General features: G+C 60.3%; 11 protein-coding genes. 4 read left to right on the forward strand and 7 right to left on the reverse strand.

Annotated features, from left to right (window positions below):
* Positions 1–286 precede the first annotated feature (286 nt).
* Complete coding sequence (gene poxB / locus ACDZ94_RS13000; protein WP_432750240.1) at positions 287–2,011, reverse strand: ubiquinone-dependent pyruvate dehydrogenase; 1,725 nt, start codon at positions 2,009–2,011, stop codon at positions 287–289.
* A 77-nt stretch (positions 2,012–2,088) separates the two neighbouring features.
* Positions 2,089–3,321, reverse strand: coding sequence for an NADH:flavin oxidoreductase/NADH oxidase family protein (locus tag ACDZ94_RS13005; protein WP_432750241.1), 1,233 nt, complete (start codon positions 3,319–3,321; stop codon positions 2,089–2,091).
* 72 nt (positions 3,322–3,393) lie between these two features.
* On the opposite strand from ACDZ94_RS13005, the gene ACDZ94_RS13010 reads away from it, so the two are divergent.
* Positions 3,394–3,798, forward strand: coding sequence for a MerR family transcriptional regulator (locus tag ACDZ94_RS13010; protein ID WP_064451998.1), 405 nt, complete (start codon positions 3,394–3,396; stop codon positions 3,796–3,798).
* Between the two features lie 40 nt (positions 3,799–3,838).
* Here the strand turns inward: ACDZ94_RS13010 and ACDZ94_RS13015 are convergent, their stop codons facing one another.
* Both ACDZ94_RS13015 and ACDZ94_RS13020 read right to left on the reverse strand, forming a co-directional pair.
* Positions 3,839–4,333 (reverse strand): DUF934 domain-containing protein, encoded by a 495-nt coding sequence (locus ACDZ94_RS13015; protein ID WP_053255711.1) that lies wholly within the window; start codon positions 4,331–4,333, stop codon positions 3,839–3,841.
* Complete coding sequence (locus tag ACDZ94_RS13020) at positions 4,317–5,975, reverse strand: nitrite/sulfite reductase (protein WP_064452000.1); 1,659 nt, start codon at positions 5,973–5,975, stop codon at positions 4,317–4,319. Before ACDZ94_RS13020 ends, ACDZ94_RS13015 begins: the two co-directional genes overlap by 17 nt.
* A gap of 423 nt (positions 5,976–6,398) precedes the next feature.
* Between ACDZ94_RS13020 and ACDZ94_RS13025 the strand changes: the two genes are divergently transcribed.
* Entirely contained in the window at positions 6,399–7,478 is a 1,080-nt protein-coding gene (locus ACDZ94_RS13025; RefSeq protein WP_432750242.1) for an ABC transporter substrate-binding protein, read from the forward strand.
* A gap of 7 nt (positions 7,479–7,485) precedes the next feature.
* Here ACDZ94_RS13025 and ACDZ94_RS13030 read toward each other — a convergent pair whose 3' ends face one another.
* Entirely contained in the window at positions 7,486–7,704 is a 219-nt protein-coding gene (locus tag ACDZ94_RS13030; RefSeq protein ID WP_064452002.1) for a DUF2970 domain-containing protein, read from the reverse strand.
* Positions 7,705–7,926: 222 nt separating this feature from the next.
* Here ACDZ94_RS13030 and ACDZ94_RS13035 point away from each other — a divergent pair, with 222 nt between their 5' ends.
* A complete protein-coding gene (locus tag ACDZ94_RS13035) occupies positions 7,927–8,163 on the forward strand; it encodes a hypothetical protein (RefSeq protein ID WP_407017618.1) in 237 nt (78 codons plus the stop codon).
* Positions 8,164–8,258: 95 nt separating this feature from the next.
* Here the strand turns inward: ACDZ94_RS13035 and ACDZ94_RS13040 are convergent, their stop codons facing one another.
* On the reverse strand, positions 8,259–12,764 hold the full coding sequence (locus ACDZ94_RS13040) for a dermonecrotic toxin domain-containing protein (protein WP_432750243.1): 4,506 nt from the start codon (positions 12,762–12,764) through the stop codon (positions 8,259–8,261).
* Between the two features lie 485 nt (positions 12,765–13,249).
* A complete protein-coding gene (metH, locus tag ACDZ94_RS13045) occupies positions 13,250–16,960 on the reverse strand; it encodes a methionine synthase (RefSeq protein WP_064452005.1) in 3,711 nt (1,236 codons plus the stop codon).
* A gap of 164 nt (positions 16,961–17,124) precedes the next feature.
* Between metH and ACDZ94_RS13050 the strand changes: the two genes are divergently transcribed.
* Positions 17,125–19,419: a fatty acid cis/trans isomerase gene (locus tag ACDZ94_RS13050; protein WP_432750244.1), complete on the forward strand. Its 2,295-nt coding sequence runs from the start codon at positions 17,125–17,127 to the stop codon at positions 19,417–19,419.
* Positions 19,420–19,505 lie beyond the last annotated feature (86 nt).

The raw sequence follows: 19,505 nt of genomic DNA on the forward strand, positions 1-19,505 counted from the left end.
TTGATCTTAGGCGCCCCGTTAACCACGCTGGCCGAACGCAGGCTTTGGAGCGTGGGTAAACCGGCAGGACGCCGGTTTAGCCGCGATGGGCCAAGGATGGCCCATGGCGGCGGCCCACGGTCCAAAGCCGGAGTGAGGGCACACCGAGCCTAGGCGAGGTGCCGAGTGGTGGGGCAAGAGCCCTTTGGTTACTTTGGGGCTTTTCCAAAGTGACCCGCCGTAAGGGCGGAACCCATGTCAGCCGTAACCCAAACAACGGATATGTACACAAATCCCCCCACCACCCTCAGCGCAACCAGTTGGTGCGCGCCAACTCGATCACTTCATCACCGCGCCCGCTCATCACCGCCTTGAGCATGTACAGGCTGAAACCCTTGGCCTGTTCCAACTTGATGCTGGGCGGCATCACCAGTTCCTGCGTGGCGGTAACAACGTCCACCAGCACCGGGCCGTCATGCGCCAGGGCTCGGCGCAAGGCCGGTTCGAGGTCTTCGGATTGTTCCACGCGAATGCCGAGGATGCCCATGGCATTGGACATGGCCGCGAAATCCGGATTTTTCAATTCAGTGCCGGTGTCGAGGTAGCCAGCGGCTTTCATTTCCATGGCGACAAACCCGAGTGACGAGTTATCGAACACGATGACTTTGACCGGCAATTTCAATTGCGCCAACGAGATGAAATCGCCCATCAACATGGCAAACCCACCGTCGCCGGACATCGAAATGACCTGGCGCCCGGGGAAAGCCGCTTGTGCGCCGATGGCCTGCGGCATGGCATTGGCCATCGAACCGTGGTTGAACGAACCGATCAGGCGGCGTTTGCCGTTCATTTTCAAGTAGCGCGCAGCCCAGACGGTGGGTGAGCCGACGTCGGCGGTGAAGATGGCATCGTCATCCGCCAACTCGCTGAGTAAGCGCGCCACGTATTGCGGGTGGATCGGCCGGTCAGCCTTTGAGGGCTCTGCCAGGTCATCCAGGCCCTGGCGGGCCTTCTCGTAATGCTTCAGTGAGGTGTCGAGAAAGCTGCGGTCGGCCTTGCGGGTCAGGCGCGGCAACAGCGCGTCGATGGTCTCGCTGACGTCGGCAGCGATACCCAGGTCCAGCGTGGCCCGGCGCCCGAGTGCTTGTGGGTTGCGGTCGACCTGGATGATTTTCGCGTCGGTCGGGTAAAACTGGCGGTACGGGAAGTCGGTGCCGAGCATGATCAGCGTGTCGCAGTTGAGCATGGCGTGATAACCGGAACTGAAACCGATCAAGCCGGTCATGCCCACATCAAACGGGTTGTCCCACTCCACATGCTCTTTACCGCGCAAGGCATGCACCACCGGCGCGCCCAAGGCATCGGCCAGGGCCACCACTTGGTCGTGGGCGCCGGCACAGCCGCTGCCGCACAGCAGGGTGACTTTCTGGCTGCCCTCAAGGATCTCGGTGAGGCGTTGCAGGTCCTGCTCCGCCGGCAAGGTGCGCGGTGCGTGCAGGGCCGGCCACGGCTTGAGCTTGTCTTCCACCTGCAGCAGCGACACATCGCCAGGAATCACCACCACCGCCACGCCACGGTTGAGGATCGCCGAGCGCATGGCGCGGTGCAGCACCTGGGGCATTTGCTCGGGGTTGGTCACCAGCTCGATAAAGTGGCTGCACTCTTTGAACAGTTCCTGGGGATGGGTTTCCTGAAAGTAGTTCAGGCCGATTTCCGAGGAGGGAATCTGTGCGGCAATGGCCAGCACTGGGACATGGTTGCGATGGCAGTCGAACAGGCCATTGATCAAATGCAGGTTGCCCGGCCCGCAACTGCCGGCGCACACCGTCAGTTCGCCGGTGGCGGCGGCTTCGGCACCGGCGGCGAAGGCGGCGACTTCTTCGTGGCGCACGTGCATCCACTCGATGCTGTCCATGGTGCGCAGGGCGTCGGTCAGGCCATTGAGGCTGTCGCCGGTCAGGCCCCAGATGCGTTTGATGCCCGCCTGTTCAAGGGTCGTCGCCAGTTGCTGGGCCAGGTTGATTTTCGCCATGAAGAACTCCAATCGTCAGTGAGGTAAAAAATTGCTGATCAATAGGGGACAGTTCGATCACGGCGAATGCTCCGCTCTTAATGTGAAGATTGCGTCATGGCGGCGCGGTACTGGCGGGTGCGGCGGGCGATAAACCACTGGTCGCGGACCAACGCCATCCACGGTACGACCTTGGGCTTGGGCAGGTAGCCGCGGCTCAGGCGGCGCATCTGGTAACGCACCACCGCCAGCGTGGCGAGGGCGGCCAGGGGTTTGCGCTGCCAGTTGATGGGTTTGAGTTGCGGGTTCAGATCGCGCCCTTCGCGCCAGTGTTTGATCAGTTGTGGTTCCAGCGTCAGGGCGGTGGCGATGCCGGCCATGGCAATGCCGCTGTCCAGCACCTGCTGCACGATTGGCAGTCGACGAATACCGCCGGTGACCATCAGCGGCATGTTGGCGAGGGTTGCAAGCGCTTTGGCAAATTCCAGGAAGTACGCTTCACGCGCCAGGGTACGGCCGTCCCGCGCGTCTCCTTGCATCGCCGGGGCCTCATAGCTGCCGCCGGATAACTCGAGCAGGTCGATGGGCAACGGGTTGAGCATCTCGACCACCGCGCGCGCATCGGCCTCTTCGAACCCGCCGCGCTGGAAGTCCGCCGAGTTGAGCTTTACCGCCACACAAAAGGACGGGCTGACGTTGGCGCGCACTGCGTTGATCACCTCCAGCAGCAGGCGCGCACGGTTTTCCAGCGAGCCGCCCCAGCGATCGGTACGCAGGTTGCTCAGCGGCGAGAGAAACTGGCTGAGCAAATAGCCATGCGCTGCGTGGATTTGCACCCCGGTAAACCCGGCTTTCTCGGCCAGGCGCGCGCTGGTGGCGAAGCGCTTGATCACGTCTTGAATGTCGTGCTCGGTCATGGCCCTGGGCTTGGCAAACATCTTCGAAAAACCACCCAGCTCGAGTGCTACCGCTGAGGGCGCCAAGGCTTGCTGGCCCAGATTGGCCATGGTCTGGCGCCCCGGATGGCTGAGCTGCACCCAAAAGTGCACGCCCTTGGCGCGGGCAACATCGGCCCATTCACGGAAGCTCTCCAGGTGCTGCTCATCTTCCAGGGCCACGCCGCCGGGGCCGGTCATGGCGTGGCGGTCGATCATCACGTTGCCGGTCAGTAATAAACCGGGCTCACCGTCCGCCCAGGTCTTGTACAACTGCTTCAATTCGCGCGAGGGCGCTTGCCGGGCGTCGGCCATATTCTCTTCCATCGCCGCCTTGGCGATGCGGTTGGTAAGGATTTGGCCGTTGGGCAGTTGCAAGGCTTCAAAGGGCGACATGGATTGACTCCTGGGCGGGGGAGGCCTCAGGCTAAGCTTAAAGTTAACTTTAATGTCAAGCAGGGCGTGGCAATGAATATTGGTGAGCTGGCAAAACAAAGCGGGCTGGCAGCGTCGCGTATCAGGTTCTACGAGGCCGAAGGGCTGATCAGCCAGGTGGGGCGCCAGGCCAATGGCTATCGACGCTATTCAGCACAAGCGTTGCAGACCCTGCAACTGATTCAGAGCGCGCAGCAGGCCGGGTTTACCTTGCAGGAACTCAAGGCGCTGATGCCAGCACCAGGCGAGCACAAGCGCGATGAATTGGTCGAGGCACTGGAGCGTAAGGTGCAGCAGATCGAAGCGATGCAGGCGCAGTTGGCCCAGAGCAAAGCTCAGTTGTTGGGCGTGATCGAGGCGGTGCGGGCCCAGCCGGCAGATGTGCCGTGTTCCATAGGGCAGAAGCACGTGCTGGCGTCGATCAAAATCAATTCATAAAAAAGCCCTGGCATGCCAGGGCTTTTTCATGCGCTAACGTTTAGCGACGACGGAACAAGGGCAGCGGTTCATCCGTTGCGGCTTGATACGTCACCGAGAAGTCCTTGAGGCTTTCCAACGCTTCATACGGGTCTTTGTCGGCGCGCAAGGCGAAGGCATCGAACCCGCAGCGGTGCAGATAAAACAGCTGGTCGCGCAGCACATCGCCAATCGCGCGCAGCTCGCCTTTGAAACCGTAGCGGTCTCGCAGCAGGCGTGCGTTGGAGTAGTTGCGACCGTCGGTGAAGGCCGGGAAGTTCAGGGCGATGACCTGGAAGTGTTCCACGTCGTCGCCGATTTCTTCGGCTTCTTCATCGGCGTCCAGCCACACACCCAGGCCGCCGTCGCGGGCCTTGAGCGCATGGGCGTGCTCGCGCCACAGGGCCAACGGTACGATCAGGTCGTCGCAGTTGGAAATGCCATCGAAGCTCGCGTCCTTGGGCAGCAGGTGCCAGGTTTCGTCGAGGACTTCGTTGTTCTTAATGATTCGCTGCATAGACGCGCTCCTTGAACAGGTCGATGCCAATGCGCTGGTAGGTGTCGATGAAACGCTCATCTTCGGTGCGCTGTTCGATGTACACGTCGATCAGCTTGCCGATCACCTCGGGCATGGCTTCCTGGGCGAAGGACGGGCCGAGGATCTTGCCCAGGCTCGCATCGCGGCTGGCGCTGCCACCCAGGGACACTTGGTAGAATTCTTCGCCTTTCTTGTCCACGCCCAGGATGCCGATGTGGCCGACGTGGTGGTGACCACAGGCGTTCATGCAACCGGAGATGTTCAGGTCCAGCTCGCCGATGTCGAACAGGTAGTCCAGGTCGTCGAAACGGCGCTGGATCGATTCGGCGATCGGGATCGATTTGGCGTTGGCCAGGGAGCAGAAGTCGCCGCCCGGGCAGCAGATGATGTCGGTCAGCAGGCCGATGTTCGGCGTGGCGAAACCGCCTTCGCGCAGCTCGCCCCAGAGGGTGAACAGTTGGCTCTGTTCAACGTCGGCGAGAATGATGTTCTGCTCATGGGAGGTGCGCAGTTGGCCGAAGCTGTAGCGCTCGGCCAGGTCGGCGACGGCGTCCAGCTGTTTGTCGGTGATATCGCCCGGTGCAACGCCGGTGGGTTTCAGCGACAGGGTCACCGCGACATAGCCCGGCTTTTTGTGCGCCAGGGTGTTGCGGGTACGCCAGCGGGCGAAACCTGGGTGCTGCTGGTCAAGATCGGCCAGCGCAGCTTCCTGGTTGCTCAGGGCTTTGTACTCAGGGTCGACGAAGTGCTTGGCGACGCGGTGTACTTCGGCTTCGGTCAGGGTGGTCTGGCCGCCGCGCAGGTGTTCCATTTCAGCGTCGACTTTCTGGGCAAACACCTCAGGGGTCAGCGCTTTGACCAGGATCTTGATCCGGGCCTTGTACTTGTTGTCACGACGGCCGTAGCGGTTGTAGACCCGCAAAATGGCATCGAGGTAGCTCAACAGGTCCTGCCATGGCAGGAATTCATTGATGAATGCGCCGACGACCGGTGTACGACCGAGGCCGCCACCGACCAGCACACGGAAGCCCAGCTCGCCGGCTGCGTTGTGCACCGGCTCAAGGCCAATGTCATGCACTTCGATGGCGGCGCGGTCCGAGGTCGAGCCATTGATGGCGATCTTGAACTTGCGCGGCAAGTAGGCGAATTCCGGGTGAAAGGTGGTCCACTGACGGACGATTTCACACCAGGGGCGCGGGTCGATCAGCTCGTCGGCGGCTACGCCGGCGAATTGGTCGGTGGTCACGTTGCGCAGGCAGTTACCGCTGGTCTGAATGGCGTGCATCTGCACGGTCGCCAGTTCAGCCAGGATGTCCGGCACGTCCTCCAGCGCCGGCCAGTTGAACTGCACGTTCTGGCGGGTACTGATGTGGGCATAGCCTTTGTCGAAGTCACGGGCAATCTTGGCCATCATGCGCGTCTGGCGCGAGGTCAGTTGGCCATAAGGCACGGCCACCCGCAGCATCGGCGCAAAGCGCTGAACATAAAGGCCATTTTGCAGGCGCAGAGGGCGGAACTCTTCCTCGCTCAGCTCACCTGCCAAGTAGCGTCGGGTCTGATCACGGAACTGCTTGACGCGGTCCTCGATGATGCGCTGATCGTATTCGTCGTATACGTACATATAGGTCCTGTTCTCGGCAAATCTGCGCGCACGGCCGCGCACTCCCAACGGAGCCGGCGCACGATACCAGTTTGCGTTTATGCGCAAAAGTGATGTTTGAGTATATGTAAATAACCAAATTGACTAATGAGAACGGTTATCGCGATACCCACATTTGTCATGCGGGCAATCATGATCTTTACTGTCGTCGAGTCTTAGTGCAATCACCTATAAAACCGACAAGAGGCGATGCGATGAGCAATTCGACCAAAGCCCGTAAACCTGACAGTACCGTTGACGCCTGGGCCATTTTGTTCCTGATAATTCTGGTGGTCGGAACCGCCGTGTTCTGGGTTAGCCACCAATAAAAGAAGGTTGGTTGAGCCTCGATTGACTGCCAGTTTGCCACTATCATGGCGGCCAACATTCAAGGCTCAAACGACTATGTTGAAGGTTCTGATTGCGTGTGCGTGGTTACTGGGATCGACGTACGGGGCGATGGCCCATGCGACGTCAGTGGTCTTTCTTAACCCGGGCACGTCCACGGAACCCTTCTGGGTCGGCTATTCGCAATTCATGCAGGCCGCTGCCAAGGACCTCGGCCTGGATTTGCGCGTGCGCTATTCCGAGCGCGACAGCAATAACACCCTGACGCAGGCGCGAGAGGCGTTGCAGGGCGCTGACCGCCCCGATTATCTGGTGCTGGTCAACGAACAGTATGTTGCCCCGCAGATTCTGCGCCTGGCCCAAGGCAGCGGGGTCAAGCTGCTGCTCGTCAACAACGCCCTGACCCCGGATCAGGTGCAGTTCCTGGACGTGTCCAATCAGCCTGACCTGCTCGGCAGCATCGTTGCCGATGACGAGCAGGCGGGCTACCTGATGCTCACCGAGTTGCTGCGTCAACATGGCCCCATTGCGCCCGGCCAGACCCTCGACTTGCTGGCGTTCTCCGGGGTCAAGAACACGCCTGTCTCGCTGCTGCGTGAGAAGGGCTTGCGCAGGGCGCTGGATGAACACCCCGAAGTCCGGTTGCGCCAATTGGTGTACGGCGAATGGAACCGCCAACGCGCCCTTGAACAAGCCACTCAGCTGTTCAAGCGGCACCCGGAGACGGCGCTGGTGTGGTCGGCCAATGACGAGATGGCCCTGGGCGCCATGCAGGCTCTGCAGGACAGTGGCCGCGTACCGGGCAAGGATGTGTTGTTCAGTGCGATCAACAGCTCGTCGCCCATCCTTGAGGCTCGGCTCGACGGTCGACTGAGTGTCCTGGTGGCGGGGCATTTCACCCTGGGCGGTTGGGCCATGGTGCTGTTGTATGACGATGCCCATGGGGTGGATATCGCCCGGCACGGCGGGAGCGAGCGTGAGGTCGCGCTGTTCCAGCTGATTGGGCCGGAGCAGGCGCGCCGCTTGTTGCAAATCAATGCCGGCAGCGATTACAGCGTGGATTTTCGGGCGTTATCGGCCTTGGGCAAACCTGAAAGCTATCGTTACCCGTTCAACCTGCGCGCTGTGTTGCCTTGACCCTTTCTCAGACGCCGGCCAGGTGCAGCACCAGCTTGACGATGCCGAACAGCGCCAGCGCAAACACCGCCGTGAACAGAATGCCCAGGATCACAAAGTGGCTGGGCTTGCCGTGGGTAAAGTCCCGCGCGCGGTTCTTGCCGCTCTGCACACCGAAGGCGGCGGCCATCACACTGTGCAGCATTTGCCAGAAGGTCGGTGGCTTGTTGTCGACTGGACCGTTCATACATCCCTCGTCAGGTAGATCTCCCTACAGAGCATAGACAACTCTCGGTGAGGCCACGCCCGTTGTATGTATGCACCAACGACCAAAGGCTGAGCGGTGATGTGCTGTCACTCCCAATCACAGGAGTGACACCATGCCCGATTCCTCGAAAAGGCCGTTCCGCAATGGCTGGTCGACACGACGCCAGCCCGCAGGTTGGCACTTAAAGAAACCGCGGCGGTCTTGCCCGACTGGTACAAAAACGCCTCGCCCGAACAGCGCAAGACCGTCAACGCGAGCGTCAAGGCCAGCGCCGTCGCTCAGGTTCAGTTGGACAAAACCATGTCGACGTTCCAGGACGTTGATGCATTCGCCAAGCCATTACTGCCCAAGGCGTTGAAAGAACAGTTCCAGGTGGAAATCGACGTCGACAAGACGTTGTTATGCCCCAGGCAGCCCGCTGCAGGTCAGTACGATTGAGATAACGGTTGACGGTATTGGGGCTGTTTTTTTGGAGGATGTGGAAGCTGTCAAGTTCAGGCAGCTTCCACATGGGTGGAGTTAGTGCGATTCACTCACGGCCTGGGCAGTTCCAGCTTAAGGAACAGCTCCTTATCCAGCGGCGGTTTGATCTCGGCTTTATCCAAATTGACCACGGCTCGGTTGTCAGCGCGAGCCCGTTCGATCAGTTCTTTACGCGTAAACAGGCGCTCAGCTTTAGTCTTTAGATGGCCGAAGGCCGGTGTTAATGCTGGAGTATCGGCCGCCGGGTAATGAAAGTGCGCGTACCACAGGACGGTTTCTTCATACGGTTTCCCATGTCTTATTTGGCTTTTATCGCGTATCACGTATTCGCTGAGATAGTCACCTGCCTTCAATAAAACTCGGCTTTTGACCAGGTTGATATCGACAAAACCGTGTTGCCACAGGTACGCAATATTGGACGCTTTGGGGCGCTGTTGCTTGTAGCCCTCGCTGCATACTTCACGTGCCAGCTTGAGTGTGGTGGATGACTCGTCGCGGTAGGTGTTCATCATGGCGTTGGCATCTGCATGCGAGGCATGATTACGTTCGATTTCATCGACCAGGGCGGCCATTTTGTTCGCATGCGGGGTCAACATGTCTTGCCAGTCCAGCGGGTTGAGCATTTCGCCGCGTGTCGGGTCCTGAAGCTTTCTCTGCAGGCCGCGTATCTTGCGTTCGATTTCCGCCCTTTGGGGTATCGCGCTTTCTGCCTCACGTTTAATCGCGGCCAATGAGCGAACCACCGGCGCAGGCGGTTGTGTGGCTGGCGTCGCCGCAACAACCTCGACCCATACGCCTTCATTGGCGTGTTCGAGGTAGGTGGCGACGATCTGCCCGGTGATGGGGTCGTTGATGTCGACAAATTGGCCGGGGTCCTCCGGTCGAGGATCGCGCAAATCACCCACCAGGCTGCTGTTGTTGCGCGTCTTGATGACTTTCCTGGCGGCGGGTTTCGCCCGGGTCGGGCTGGCAGAACTTGGCAGGAGGGCAAACCCTTGGTCTGTCAGGATCAAATCGGCCAGCTGTGCTTCAAGGCTGGTACGGGTGTCAATGAGCTGCTCCAGGAATGGGGTTTGATACTCCTCGCGCACAAAGCCGGAGCCGATTTCACTTAATGAGTTAACGGCGTTCTCGAGTCGCTCATAGCGTTCAAGGACGCCCTTGAGTACGGCAACTTGCTCAACCGTAGAGTAGCCACTGGTTGTACGCATTTCCGTATGCGCCAAGACGCTGGCTGTGGTTTTTGGATCAGTGAGTTCCTGGACGAAAAGAAACTCCGCCGGTTCTCGGGAACCGTGGGAGCGGTCCAGTACCAGCTCGGTAAGGAATAGCAGTGCGTGTTGCTTTAGGGCGATCGAGGATATCTTTTGGTCGGTGGGCCTGTCTTGCAATAGAAAATTGCGCAGTGCGGGGTCTGCCTGTTTGAGGAAGGTTTCGATTTTTTCTGCAGGCTCAACCATCTGTTCGAGCGCTTCAACCTGTAGCGCCTTGGTGTTGATGTACGCCTCGTAGGCGTCTGTGACGTTGTCGCGCAACTCTCTGTTGACGCGGTCTCCGAGCTCCACGGTGTTTTCGCCGCGTTCGGTTTCAAGGGTGTCGGTAAATTTTTGCGACAACACCTCAAAGATTGACCCCCAGTAGTTATAAGCAAACTGGGTTGCGACGTCGCGTGATCGTTTGTGTCTCGGGTCCGTTCTGTCAGCTTCCATCAGTTCGCCGTTCTTGGCTTCGATCTTCTGCATTGTCGGGTTAATCACCTCCGCGTTTTGCCGGTAGTTGTCGAATGCGATATCCCAATGCAATTTGGCTTGCGCGGTCATGAGTTGTCTTTGCGCATGCCGTTCTGTGATTCTGGCGTGCAGTTCTGGAAGCGCAGTCGAGGTGCCGAGCCTTATCCAATCCTCTCGCAACGCTTTTTTATGTTCGACCAGTTGGGTCCTGGCCGTGTCCAGCGCTGTTTTGAACGGAAGAAACGTGATCGCCAATGGCAGCATTTCGGCATTGAGACTTTCCAGGTCTCTCTTCAGCGCGGCTATCCGATCTCGATGCTGTCGCTGCCATTTATCCAGCTTTTCCCTGGGCATACCGCCTTCCAGCCGAGCCTTTCGTTCCAGCCGCCAATGCCCTTGTCCGTCGCTGGCCAACTTGAAGCCAGGACGCTGCGGGTGCTGCGGGTCAACCAGGTAGACCTCGCCGAAACCGGCTACCACGCTGACTTGAAACAGCAGCCCGCCGACGCTGGCGTGCCAGCTATTGTCAATTCTGTACAGCCCCTTGAGCGGGCCGCTTGCCTCGGCGGGTGGCAAGGTTTCGGGCCACGGCACGTGAACATCGAGCAGCGCCTTGAGCAACTTCGCGCTGCTCTGGGGGCTGGCTATCGAGCGGCTGAAGTCCAGCGCGGTGTGGCCTGTCGCCGGAGGCTCACCCGGCAGCGCGACCGAGCCGTGTTGGACCGGTGCAGTGCTCTCCGGAGGCGGCAAACCCGCAGTGCGGCGCCAGGACGCCAGGTGCAGAGCGTTGTCTTGCGGGGCGAGTTCCGATAACGGCTGTCGGGCGCCATCCGAGGGTGTGGCGGCATGCAACAGCACCATCGCGGTATTGAGCAACAGGTCAATCAGCGCCAGCTCGCGGGTGGTCGGGTCATCGCTGTCGAGTCCGGCCAAATCCTGTTCCAGGCTGCTGACCAGGACCAGGAACCAGCCCGCCAACATGGCCGGGCCGCGCACCAATGGCAGCAACAAGGTGTTGAACAGCAGCCAGGCACCTTCCATCACGATCGCCCAGCGGCTTTCGCTGTTGGACACCGACTCGCGATCAGCCAGGTCGACCATCGCCCTTGCGGTGCTGCCGAACAGGTGGCCAAGCAGCTTGCCGTTGACCTGTGACTGAAGCCATTCATCGGCACCCTCATCGACTGCCAGCGTCGCGGGGGCCGGCTGTTCAGGCGGGGCGAATTCATCCCCGGGCAGGAAGCGAATGATGTGCGGCTCTTTAAACCCGCCGTGATCGTAGATCGGACGCGCTTTGTCGCTTAGCCAGGTCAGCACGCTCGTCTGCACCGCGCCGGGAGTGGCAAGCGCATCCAGCAAGGCCTGGCGTGTGGGGTATTGATACAGGCTGTCGGTATACAGCGGCCGATACAGCAGGTGCGGGCCGATGTTGGCGTCCCGAGGCTCGATAACAAACATGTTATTGACGGTGTCGGGCGTGGCTCCGGCTTTTCGGCACAGGGCCAGTGGGCGCAGGACGATCTCCTGGCCGTCGACGATTCTGTCGGCGGGGGTGTCGCCCATCAACGCCTTCACATAACGATAGCCTGTGGTGGTGACGCCATACTGCTGCCTGATCCGGTACTCCAGCGCCTGCATCGGCAGGTGGACCTTGAGTTCGCGAGTAAACAGGGTCTCCCGTTGGCGCGCGTCGCTCGTGTCGGTGAGCAACAGGTCCTTGATCTTCTGTGGATAGGCTGTGCCAATGTCGACGCGCTGGATCAACCCCTGGCTACCCAGCAAGTAGTCTGTGGTCATCCAGTCCGGCAGTGTCTCGGCACTTTTGGCGGCGAGCGTCAGCGTGCCTTTGGGCTTGCCGGCGAGGTTCTTCAGCGCCAGCTCCGTCAGCGACATGCGTACATGCTCGATAATGCCGGCGCCGCCCGGGTAGCCGGCGGCCACGGCGAAATCCAACACCAACTCGTCGGGATCGTAATCCTCATGGTCGGTTTGCATCTGTTTGCGCAATGCGTCGCGGCTGAAATTGTGGATGTTTGCAATGCCCTCGTTGAAAGAGCGGCCCTGATTCTGTTTCATCACTCGCGCCATGTCCTGCAGATGGCGGTGGTAGGCAAAGCGGTCATCGGCACTGGCGTGCTTGAGCCACGCGGGCAGCTGGCGGTCGACCTTTTGCAGGCGCGCAGCAGAAGGCACCGGGACCTTGGTAAACAGTAGGGCTGGGTCCGTGAGTTTATTCAGGGCTTGGGCAAGCGCTGCTTCGCTTTGGCCTTGAAATGACAAACTCGCCAGGTCTTCAAGTTGCTGATTGAGAATAAGCCCGGCCTGCTGTTCGAACACGTTGCCTTCAGGCTCATTGCGCCGCCAGGTGATGCTGTCGCACTGGAATTGGTTCTGCATCCTGGCCCCCCAGGTTTCGCCAAAGGCATCCATCGAGTCAAACGGCTCGACAGCCCCCTTCAGGCTGCACAGCAGCACCTGTTGGTCGCGCACCAGCAGCAGGTCCGGCGTGAGCAGGCGTACTGCTTTCCCGGCGCTGGAAAGAGTGGTTTCAATGAAATAGGCATACGTGGTGGGCGCGGAGCGGGGCAGGCGCTCGAGGCGCCCCGGCCAGGCGGCGGTGACAGCCAGCATGTCCCGTTGTACTTCGGTCAGACCTGAGGGGCCTGCTGCTACCGCGGTCATCTGACCATTGAGAAATTCGCCCAGCCATTGCCAGCGACTGCTGCCGTGGCTGTCGGTGGCGCTCCAGTAGTCAGCCAGGGCGTGCTGGAAATACAGGTAGAGCGATGAGGGTAACTCGTCGATGAGTTGCGCGATGACCTGCATGTCGATCAGCGGCAGCGCTGCGGGCTTCAGCACCGTAGGCACGTTTTGCGTCAGGTAGAACGGCAGTTCACGGCGTGGCTGCAGGTCAAGTAGCTGCGGGTTCAAGACATGTGCGATAGCGATGTTCATCAACAGCGGGTAGGTATAACCGCCAGCGGGGGCCGGGGTGGCCAGCTTGACCGAGAGCAGGTCCAGTTGCAGGGTCGGATAGCGCTCCAGGATGCGCTCGCGCAGGGCATTGAACACCACTGAAAACAAAGCTGGGCGAGTGGCGAAACGCTCATGGACAGCCTGGGCAGGTAATTGGCCCAGGGCTGTGGGTAACACGGGGTAGGTTGGATCGGGCATGACGAAATCCTGTTTCCTGTTTCAATCCGGTGCGGGTTGGCTGCCGGGTCAGCGGACCGATGATCGGTCCGCTACAGGAAATCGGATTTCGTCGTGGCGAGTACGGTAGGGGGATACCGCAAATAGGGCCGAGCGTCTTAGTTGTCGTAACCCAGGTTCGGCGCCAGCCAGCGTTCGGTGACGCTCAAGTCCTGTTGCTTACGCGCGGTGTAGCTTTGCACCTGGTCCTTGTCGACCTTGCCCACGGCGAAGTATTGCGCCTGCGGATGGGCGAAGTACCAGCCGCTGACTGCCGCCGCCGGGAACATCGCGTAGTGCTCGGTCAGGAACACGCCGCTACGGCCCGCCTGCATTTCGCGGGCCTCGGGGTCGAGCAGTTGGAACAGTTGGGCTTTCTCGGTGTGGTCCGGGCACGCCGGGTAGCCCGGGGCAGGGCGAATGCCGCTGTATTGCTCTTTGATCAGCGCCTCGTTATCCAGCTGTTCGTCCTTGGCGTAGCCCCAGTGTTCTTTACGCACTTGCTGGTGCAGCCACTCGGCGCAGGCCTCGGCCAGGCGGTCGGCCAGGGCCTTGACCATGATCGAGTTGTAATCGTCGCCTGCGTCCTGATAGGCCTTGGCCACTTCTTCCGCGCCGATACCCGCGGTGGTGATGAAGCCACCGATGTAGTCGGTGACGCCGCTGTCTTTTGGCGCGACGAAGTCGGCCAGGGAGAAGTTTGGCTTGCCGTCGGTCTTGATGATTTGCTGGCGCAGGTGATGCAACCTGGCAATCGGCTGGCCGTCGTCACCGTAGACTTCCAGGTCATCGTCCTGCACCTGGTTGGTCGGCCAGAAGCCGAACACTGCGCGGGCGCTGATGAGTTTTTCGTCGATCAGCTTTTTCAGCATTTCCCGGGCATCGGCGTAGAGCGCGGTAGCCGCTTCGCCTACCACCTCGTCTTCGAGGATGCGCGGGAACTTGCCGGCCAGGTCCCAGGAGATAAAGAACGGGGTCCAGTCGATGTACTCTGCCAGCACCTTGAGGTCGATATTGTCCAGCACCTTGGCGCCGGTAAAGGTCGGTTTCACCGGGGTATAGGTGCTCCAGTCGAACTGCGGCTTCTTGGCGATCGCGGCCGGGTAGCTCAGGCGCTCGGTGCGGGCGCTGCGGTTCGAGGTGCGCTCGCGCACGTCGATGTATTCCAGGCGGGTTTTCTCGACGAAGGCTGGCTTCAATTCCTTGGACAGCAACTGCGTGGCCACGCCCACCGCACGGGAGGCGTCGGTTACATAGATCACCGCGTCGTTGCTGTACTTGGGCTCGATCTTCACCGCAGTGTGCGCCTTGGACGTGGTCGCGCCACCGATCATCAGCGGCAGGTGGAAGTCCTGGCGCTGCATCTCGCGGGCCACATGCACCATCTCATCCAGGGACGGCGTGATCAGGCCGGACAGGCCAATGATGTCGCACTTCTGTTCCTTGGCCACCTGCAGGATCTTCTCGGCCGGGACCATCACGCCCAGGTCGACAATGTCATAGCCGTTGCAACCCAGCACCACGCCAACAATGTTCTTGCCGATGTCATGCACGTCACCTTTTACGGTGGCCATCAGGATCTTGCCCTTGGCTTCCGGCTTGTCGCCTTTTTCCAGCTCGATGAACGGGATCAAGTGGGCCACGGCCTGCTTCATCACCCGGGCGGATTTAACCACCTGGGGCAGGAACATTTTGCCGGCGCCAAACAGGTCGCCGACGATGTTCATGCCGGACATCAACGGGCCTTCGATCACCTCGATCGGGCGCGCGAACGATTGGCGGGATTCCTCGGTGTCTTCGACGATATGCGTGGTGATGCCCTTGACCAGCGCGTGCTCCAGGCGCTGGTTCACAGGCCAGCCACGCCATTCCTCGGTCTCGGCTTCTTTTACGCTGCCGTCACCTTTGTATTTGTCGGCGATGGCGAGGAGGGCGTCGGTGCCTTCCGGTGTGCGGTTGAGCACCACGTCTTCGACCGCATCGCGCAGCTCGGCCGGGATCTGGTCGTAGATCTCCAACTGGCCGGCGTTGACGATACCCATGGTCAGGCCATTGCGGATCGCATACAGCAGGAACACCGAGTGGATCGCCTCACGCACCGGGTTGTTACCGCGGAACGAGAACGACACGTTGGACACGCCACCCGAGGTCAGCGCATACGGCAGCTCATCGCGGATATAGGCGCAGGCGTTAATGAAGTCGACGGCATAGTTGTTGTGCTCTTCGATACCGGTGGCGACCGCGAAGATGTTCGGGTCGAAGATGATGTCTTCCGGCGGGAAGCCGACGTCATTGACCAAAATGTCGTAGGAGCGTTTGCAGATTTCTTTCTTGCGCGCTTCGGTGTCGGCCTGGCCGGCTTCGTCAAAGGCCATCACCACCACGGCGGCGCCGTAGCGTTTGCACAGCTTGGCGTGGTGAATGAACTGCTCCACGCCTTCCTTCATGCTGATGGAGTTAACGATGCCCTTGCCCTGGATGCACTTGAGGCCGGCCTCGATCACTTCCCACTTGGAGGAGTCGATCATGATCGGTACACGGGAGATGTCCGGCTCGCCGGCAATCAGATTGAGGAAGGTCACCATGGCCTTCTTCGAATCGAGCATCCCTTCGTCCATGTTGATGTCGATCACCTGGGCGCCGGCTTCCACCTGCTGCAGGGCGACTTCCAGGGCTTCGGTGTAGTTGTCTTCACGGATCAGGCGGGCAAAACGTGCGGAACCGGTAATGTTGGTGCGCTCGCCGACGTTGACGAACAACGAGCTGCGATCAATGGTGAACGGCTCCAGGCCCGACAGGCGGCAAGCCTTGGGAATGTCCGGGATCGGGCGCGGCGCATAACCGGCCACGGCCTTGGCGATGGCTTCGATGTGGCCCGGCGTGGTGCCGCAGCAGCCGCCCACAATGTTGAGGAAGCCGCTCTGGGCGAATTCTTCGATGACCTTGGCGGTTTCCGACGGCAGCTCGTCGTACTCGCCGAACTCATTGGGCAGGCCGGCGTTTGGGTGCGCCGACACGTGGGTGCTGGCCTTGTTCGACAGTTCTTCCAGGTACGGGCGCAGCTCACTCGCCCCAAGGGCGCAGTTCAGGCCTACGGAAATCGGCTTGGCGTGGCTGACGGAGTTCCAGAACGCTTCGGTGGTCTGGCCCGAGAGGGTACGGCCGGAGGCGTCGGTAATGGTGCCGGAAATCATGATCGGCAACTCGATACCCAGTTCTTCGAACACGCCTTGCACGGCGAAGATCGCGGCTTTGGCGTTGAGTGTGTCGAAGATGGTTTCGATCAGGATCAGATCGGCGCCGCCCTCGATCAGACCTTTGGTCGCCTCGGTGTAGTTTTCCACCAGCTCATCAAAGGTCACGTTACGGTAGCCTGGGTTGTTCACGTCAGGCGACAGCGAGCACGTACGGCTGGTAGGGCCGAGCACACCAGCGACGAAGCGCGGCTTGGCCGGGTTTTCCAGGGTCTTCGCGTCGGCGACCTTGCGCGCCAGGCGTGCGCCCTCTACGTTTAATTCGTAGGCCAGGGCTTCCATGCCGTAATCGGCCATGGAAATGCGCGTGGCGTTGAAGGTGTTGGTTTCCAGAATGTCGGCGCCGGCATCCAGGTAGGCTTTTTCGATGCCGCCGATCACGTCCGGACGGGTGATGACCAGCAGGTCGTTGTTGCCCTTGACGTCGCTCGGCCAGTCGGCGAAGCGCTTGCCACGATAATCCTGTTCCTCAAGCTTGTAGCTCTGGATCATCGTGCCCATACCGCCATCGAGTATCAGGATACGTTCCTTGAGGGCTTGATGAAGGGCTTGCAGACGAGCGCTACGATCGGACATGGGACTACTCTGGTCAGGCATTTCGGAGGGGACGAATCATAGCAAACCTGTGCCGATTTAGAGCATGTCCAGGTTTTGCATGAATATCGTTCATGTTGGTGCGGGATGCAGGTCGGTAGAATTCCCGGGATTTATCATTTTGGCTTCATACCGGGACCAGGCTCATGCCGTATCGCATCATCGTCAGCCTTGCACTTTTGCTGATTGGCACCACTACGCAGGCCCAAGATCCCGCCCCGGCGATTTCCTACACCCGTGACATTCAACCGATTTTTACCGAGAAGTGCGTGGCGTGCCATGCCTGCTATGACTCGGCCTGCCAGTTGAACCTGGGCAGCGGCGAAGGCGCGGCCCGGGGCGCGACCAAAGTGCCGGTCTACGACGGTGAGCGCAGCCAGGCAACCAAGCCGGTCCGGCTGTTCTATGACGCCTTCGGTAAAGCCGCCTGGCAGCGCGAAGGCTTCAGCTCGGTACTTGATGCCCAGGGCAGCCAGGCCGCGCTGATGGCGCGCATGTTGGAGTTGGGCCACCGTCGTGCGCCCTTGCAGCCCAATGGCAAATTGCCTGAAGACATCGTGCTGGGCCTGAACCGCGAAAACATGTGCCCGTCGCCAGGTGAATTCGACGCCTACGCCGGCGCACACCCCAATGAGGGCATGCCGCTGGCCGTCACCGGCTTGAGCGACCAGCAATACCAGACCCTGCAACGCTGGCTGGCCTCCGGTGCGCCGATCGATGAGCAAGGCGTGGCGCCGAGTGCCCAGGAAGCCGGCCAGGTGCTGCAATGGGAAAACCTGCTCAACGCCCCCGGCGCCCGCCAAAGCCTGGTGGCGCGCTGGCTGTACGAACACCTGTTTATTGCGCATCTTTATTTCGAGGGCGGCGAACCCGGGCATTTCTTTCAGTGGGTACGCTCACGTACCCCCAGCGGCCAGCCGATTGACCTGATCAACACCCGCCGCCCCAACGACGACCCCGGCACTCGGGTGTACTACCGCCTGTGGCCGGTACAAGGGGTGATCGTGCATAAAACCCACATCACCTATCCTCTCAGTGCGCAGAAAATGGCACGGGTCAAATCCCTGTTCTACAGCGGTGATTGGCAGGTCACCGCGTCGCCGGGCTACGGCCCCGGGCGCCGTGCCAACCCATTCGAGACCTTCGAGGCGATCCCGGCGCAGGCGCGTTACCAGTTCATGCTGGACAACGCCGAGTATTTTGTACGCACTTTTATTCGTGGCCCGGTGTGCCGCGGGCAGATTGCCACGGACGTGATCCGCGACAACTTCTGGGCGCTGTTTCAGGCGCCGGATCACGATCTGTACATCACCGATGCCCGCTATCGCGGCCAGGCGACGCCGTTGCTGGCGATGCCGGGGCAGAATGATGACGTGGGCAGTGTGCTCAGCCTGTGGCTCAAGTACCGCGACAAGCGCAACCAGTACGAAGCCCTGCGTCGGGACAGTTATGCCGACCTGCCGGCGCCAAGCTGGTCAACCCTGTGGGCCGGCAATGACAATGCGCTGTTGAGCATCTTCCGCCACTTTGACAGTGCCTCGGTCAATAAAGGCCTGATCGGTGAAGTCCCGCAGACGATGTGGTTGTTCGATTACCCGTTGCTGGAGCGCACCTACTACCAACTGGTGGTCAACTTTGACGTGTTCGGCAATGTCTCGCACCAGGCCCAGACCCGGCTGTACTTCGACCTGATCCGCAATGGTGCCGAGCAGAATTTCCTGCGCCTGATGCCGGCCGATACCCGCGACGACTTTATGGACGATTGGTACCAGAACAGCGGGAAACTCAAGCTCTGGCTGGACTACGAGGCGATTGACGATGACACGCCGAGTGGGTTGCATCTGGATAAGAAGGACCCGAAGCGCGATTTTGCCAATCAGTTATTGACGCGTTATGGCGATTTGAACGCCAGTCCGGACCCGATCAACCGTTGTGCCGGTGCCTATTGCTCGCGCGATGGGATTGATCCGGCGTTGCGGGATGCGGAGCAGGCCCTCAGTCGCCTCACGTCGAGGCCGGCGGCGGGGCTCAAGGTGATTGAGCAACTGCCTGAGGCCACTATGTTGCGGATCGAGACCGCCAGCGGCAAGCGGGTGGTTTACAGCATGTTGCGTAACCGGGCGCACAGTAATGTGGCGTTTTTGCTGGGTGAGGCTTATCGCTATCAGCCGGGGCTGGATACTGTGACCATTTATCCAGGGGTGCTGAGCAGTTATCCGAACTTCATTTTCAATATTCCGGCGCAGGAGGTGCCGGGGTTTGTTTTGGCGATGGAGAGTGCCAGGGATGCTCAGCAGTTTGAGAAGATTGTTGATCGGTGGGGTGTGCGGCGCAGTCATCCGCTGTTTTGGCAGTATTTCCACGACTTGTCGCGGTATGTTCTTGAGACTACGCCGGTTGAGGCGGGGGTGTTGGATATGAATCGGTATGAGAATTTGTGATTTGTGATTTGTGATTTGTGTGGGGGTACATATCCGTTGCTGCGGTAACGGCGGCTTAGGGTTCCGCCCTTACGGCGGGTCACTTT

Source organism: Pseudomonas sp. UBT, from assembly GCF_050915955.1.
In the GTDB taxonomy this organism is placed as follows: Bacteria; Pseudomonadota; Gammaproteobacteria; order Pseudomonadales; family Pseudomonadaceae; genus Aquipseudomonas; species Aquipseudomonas antarctica_A.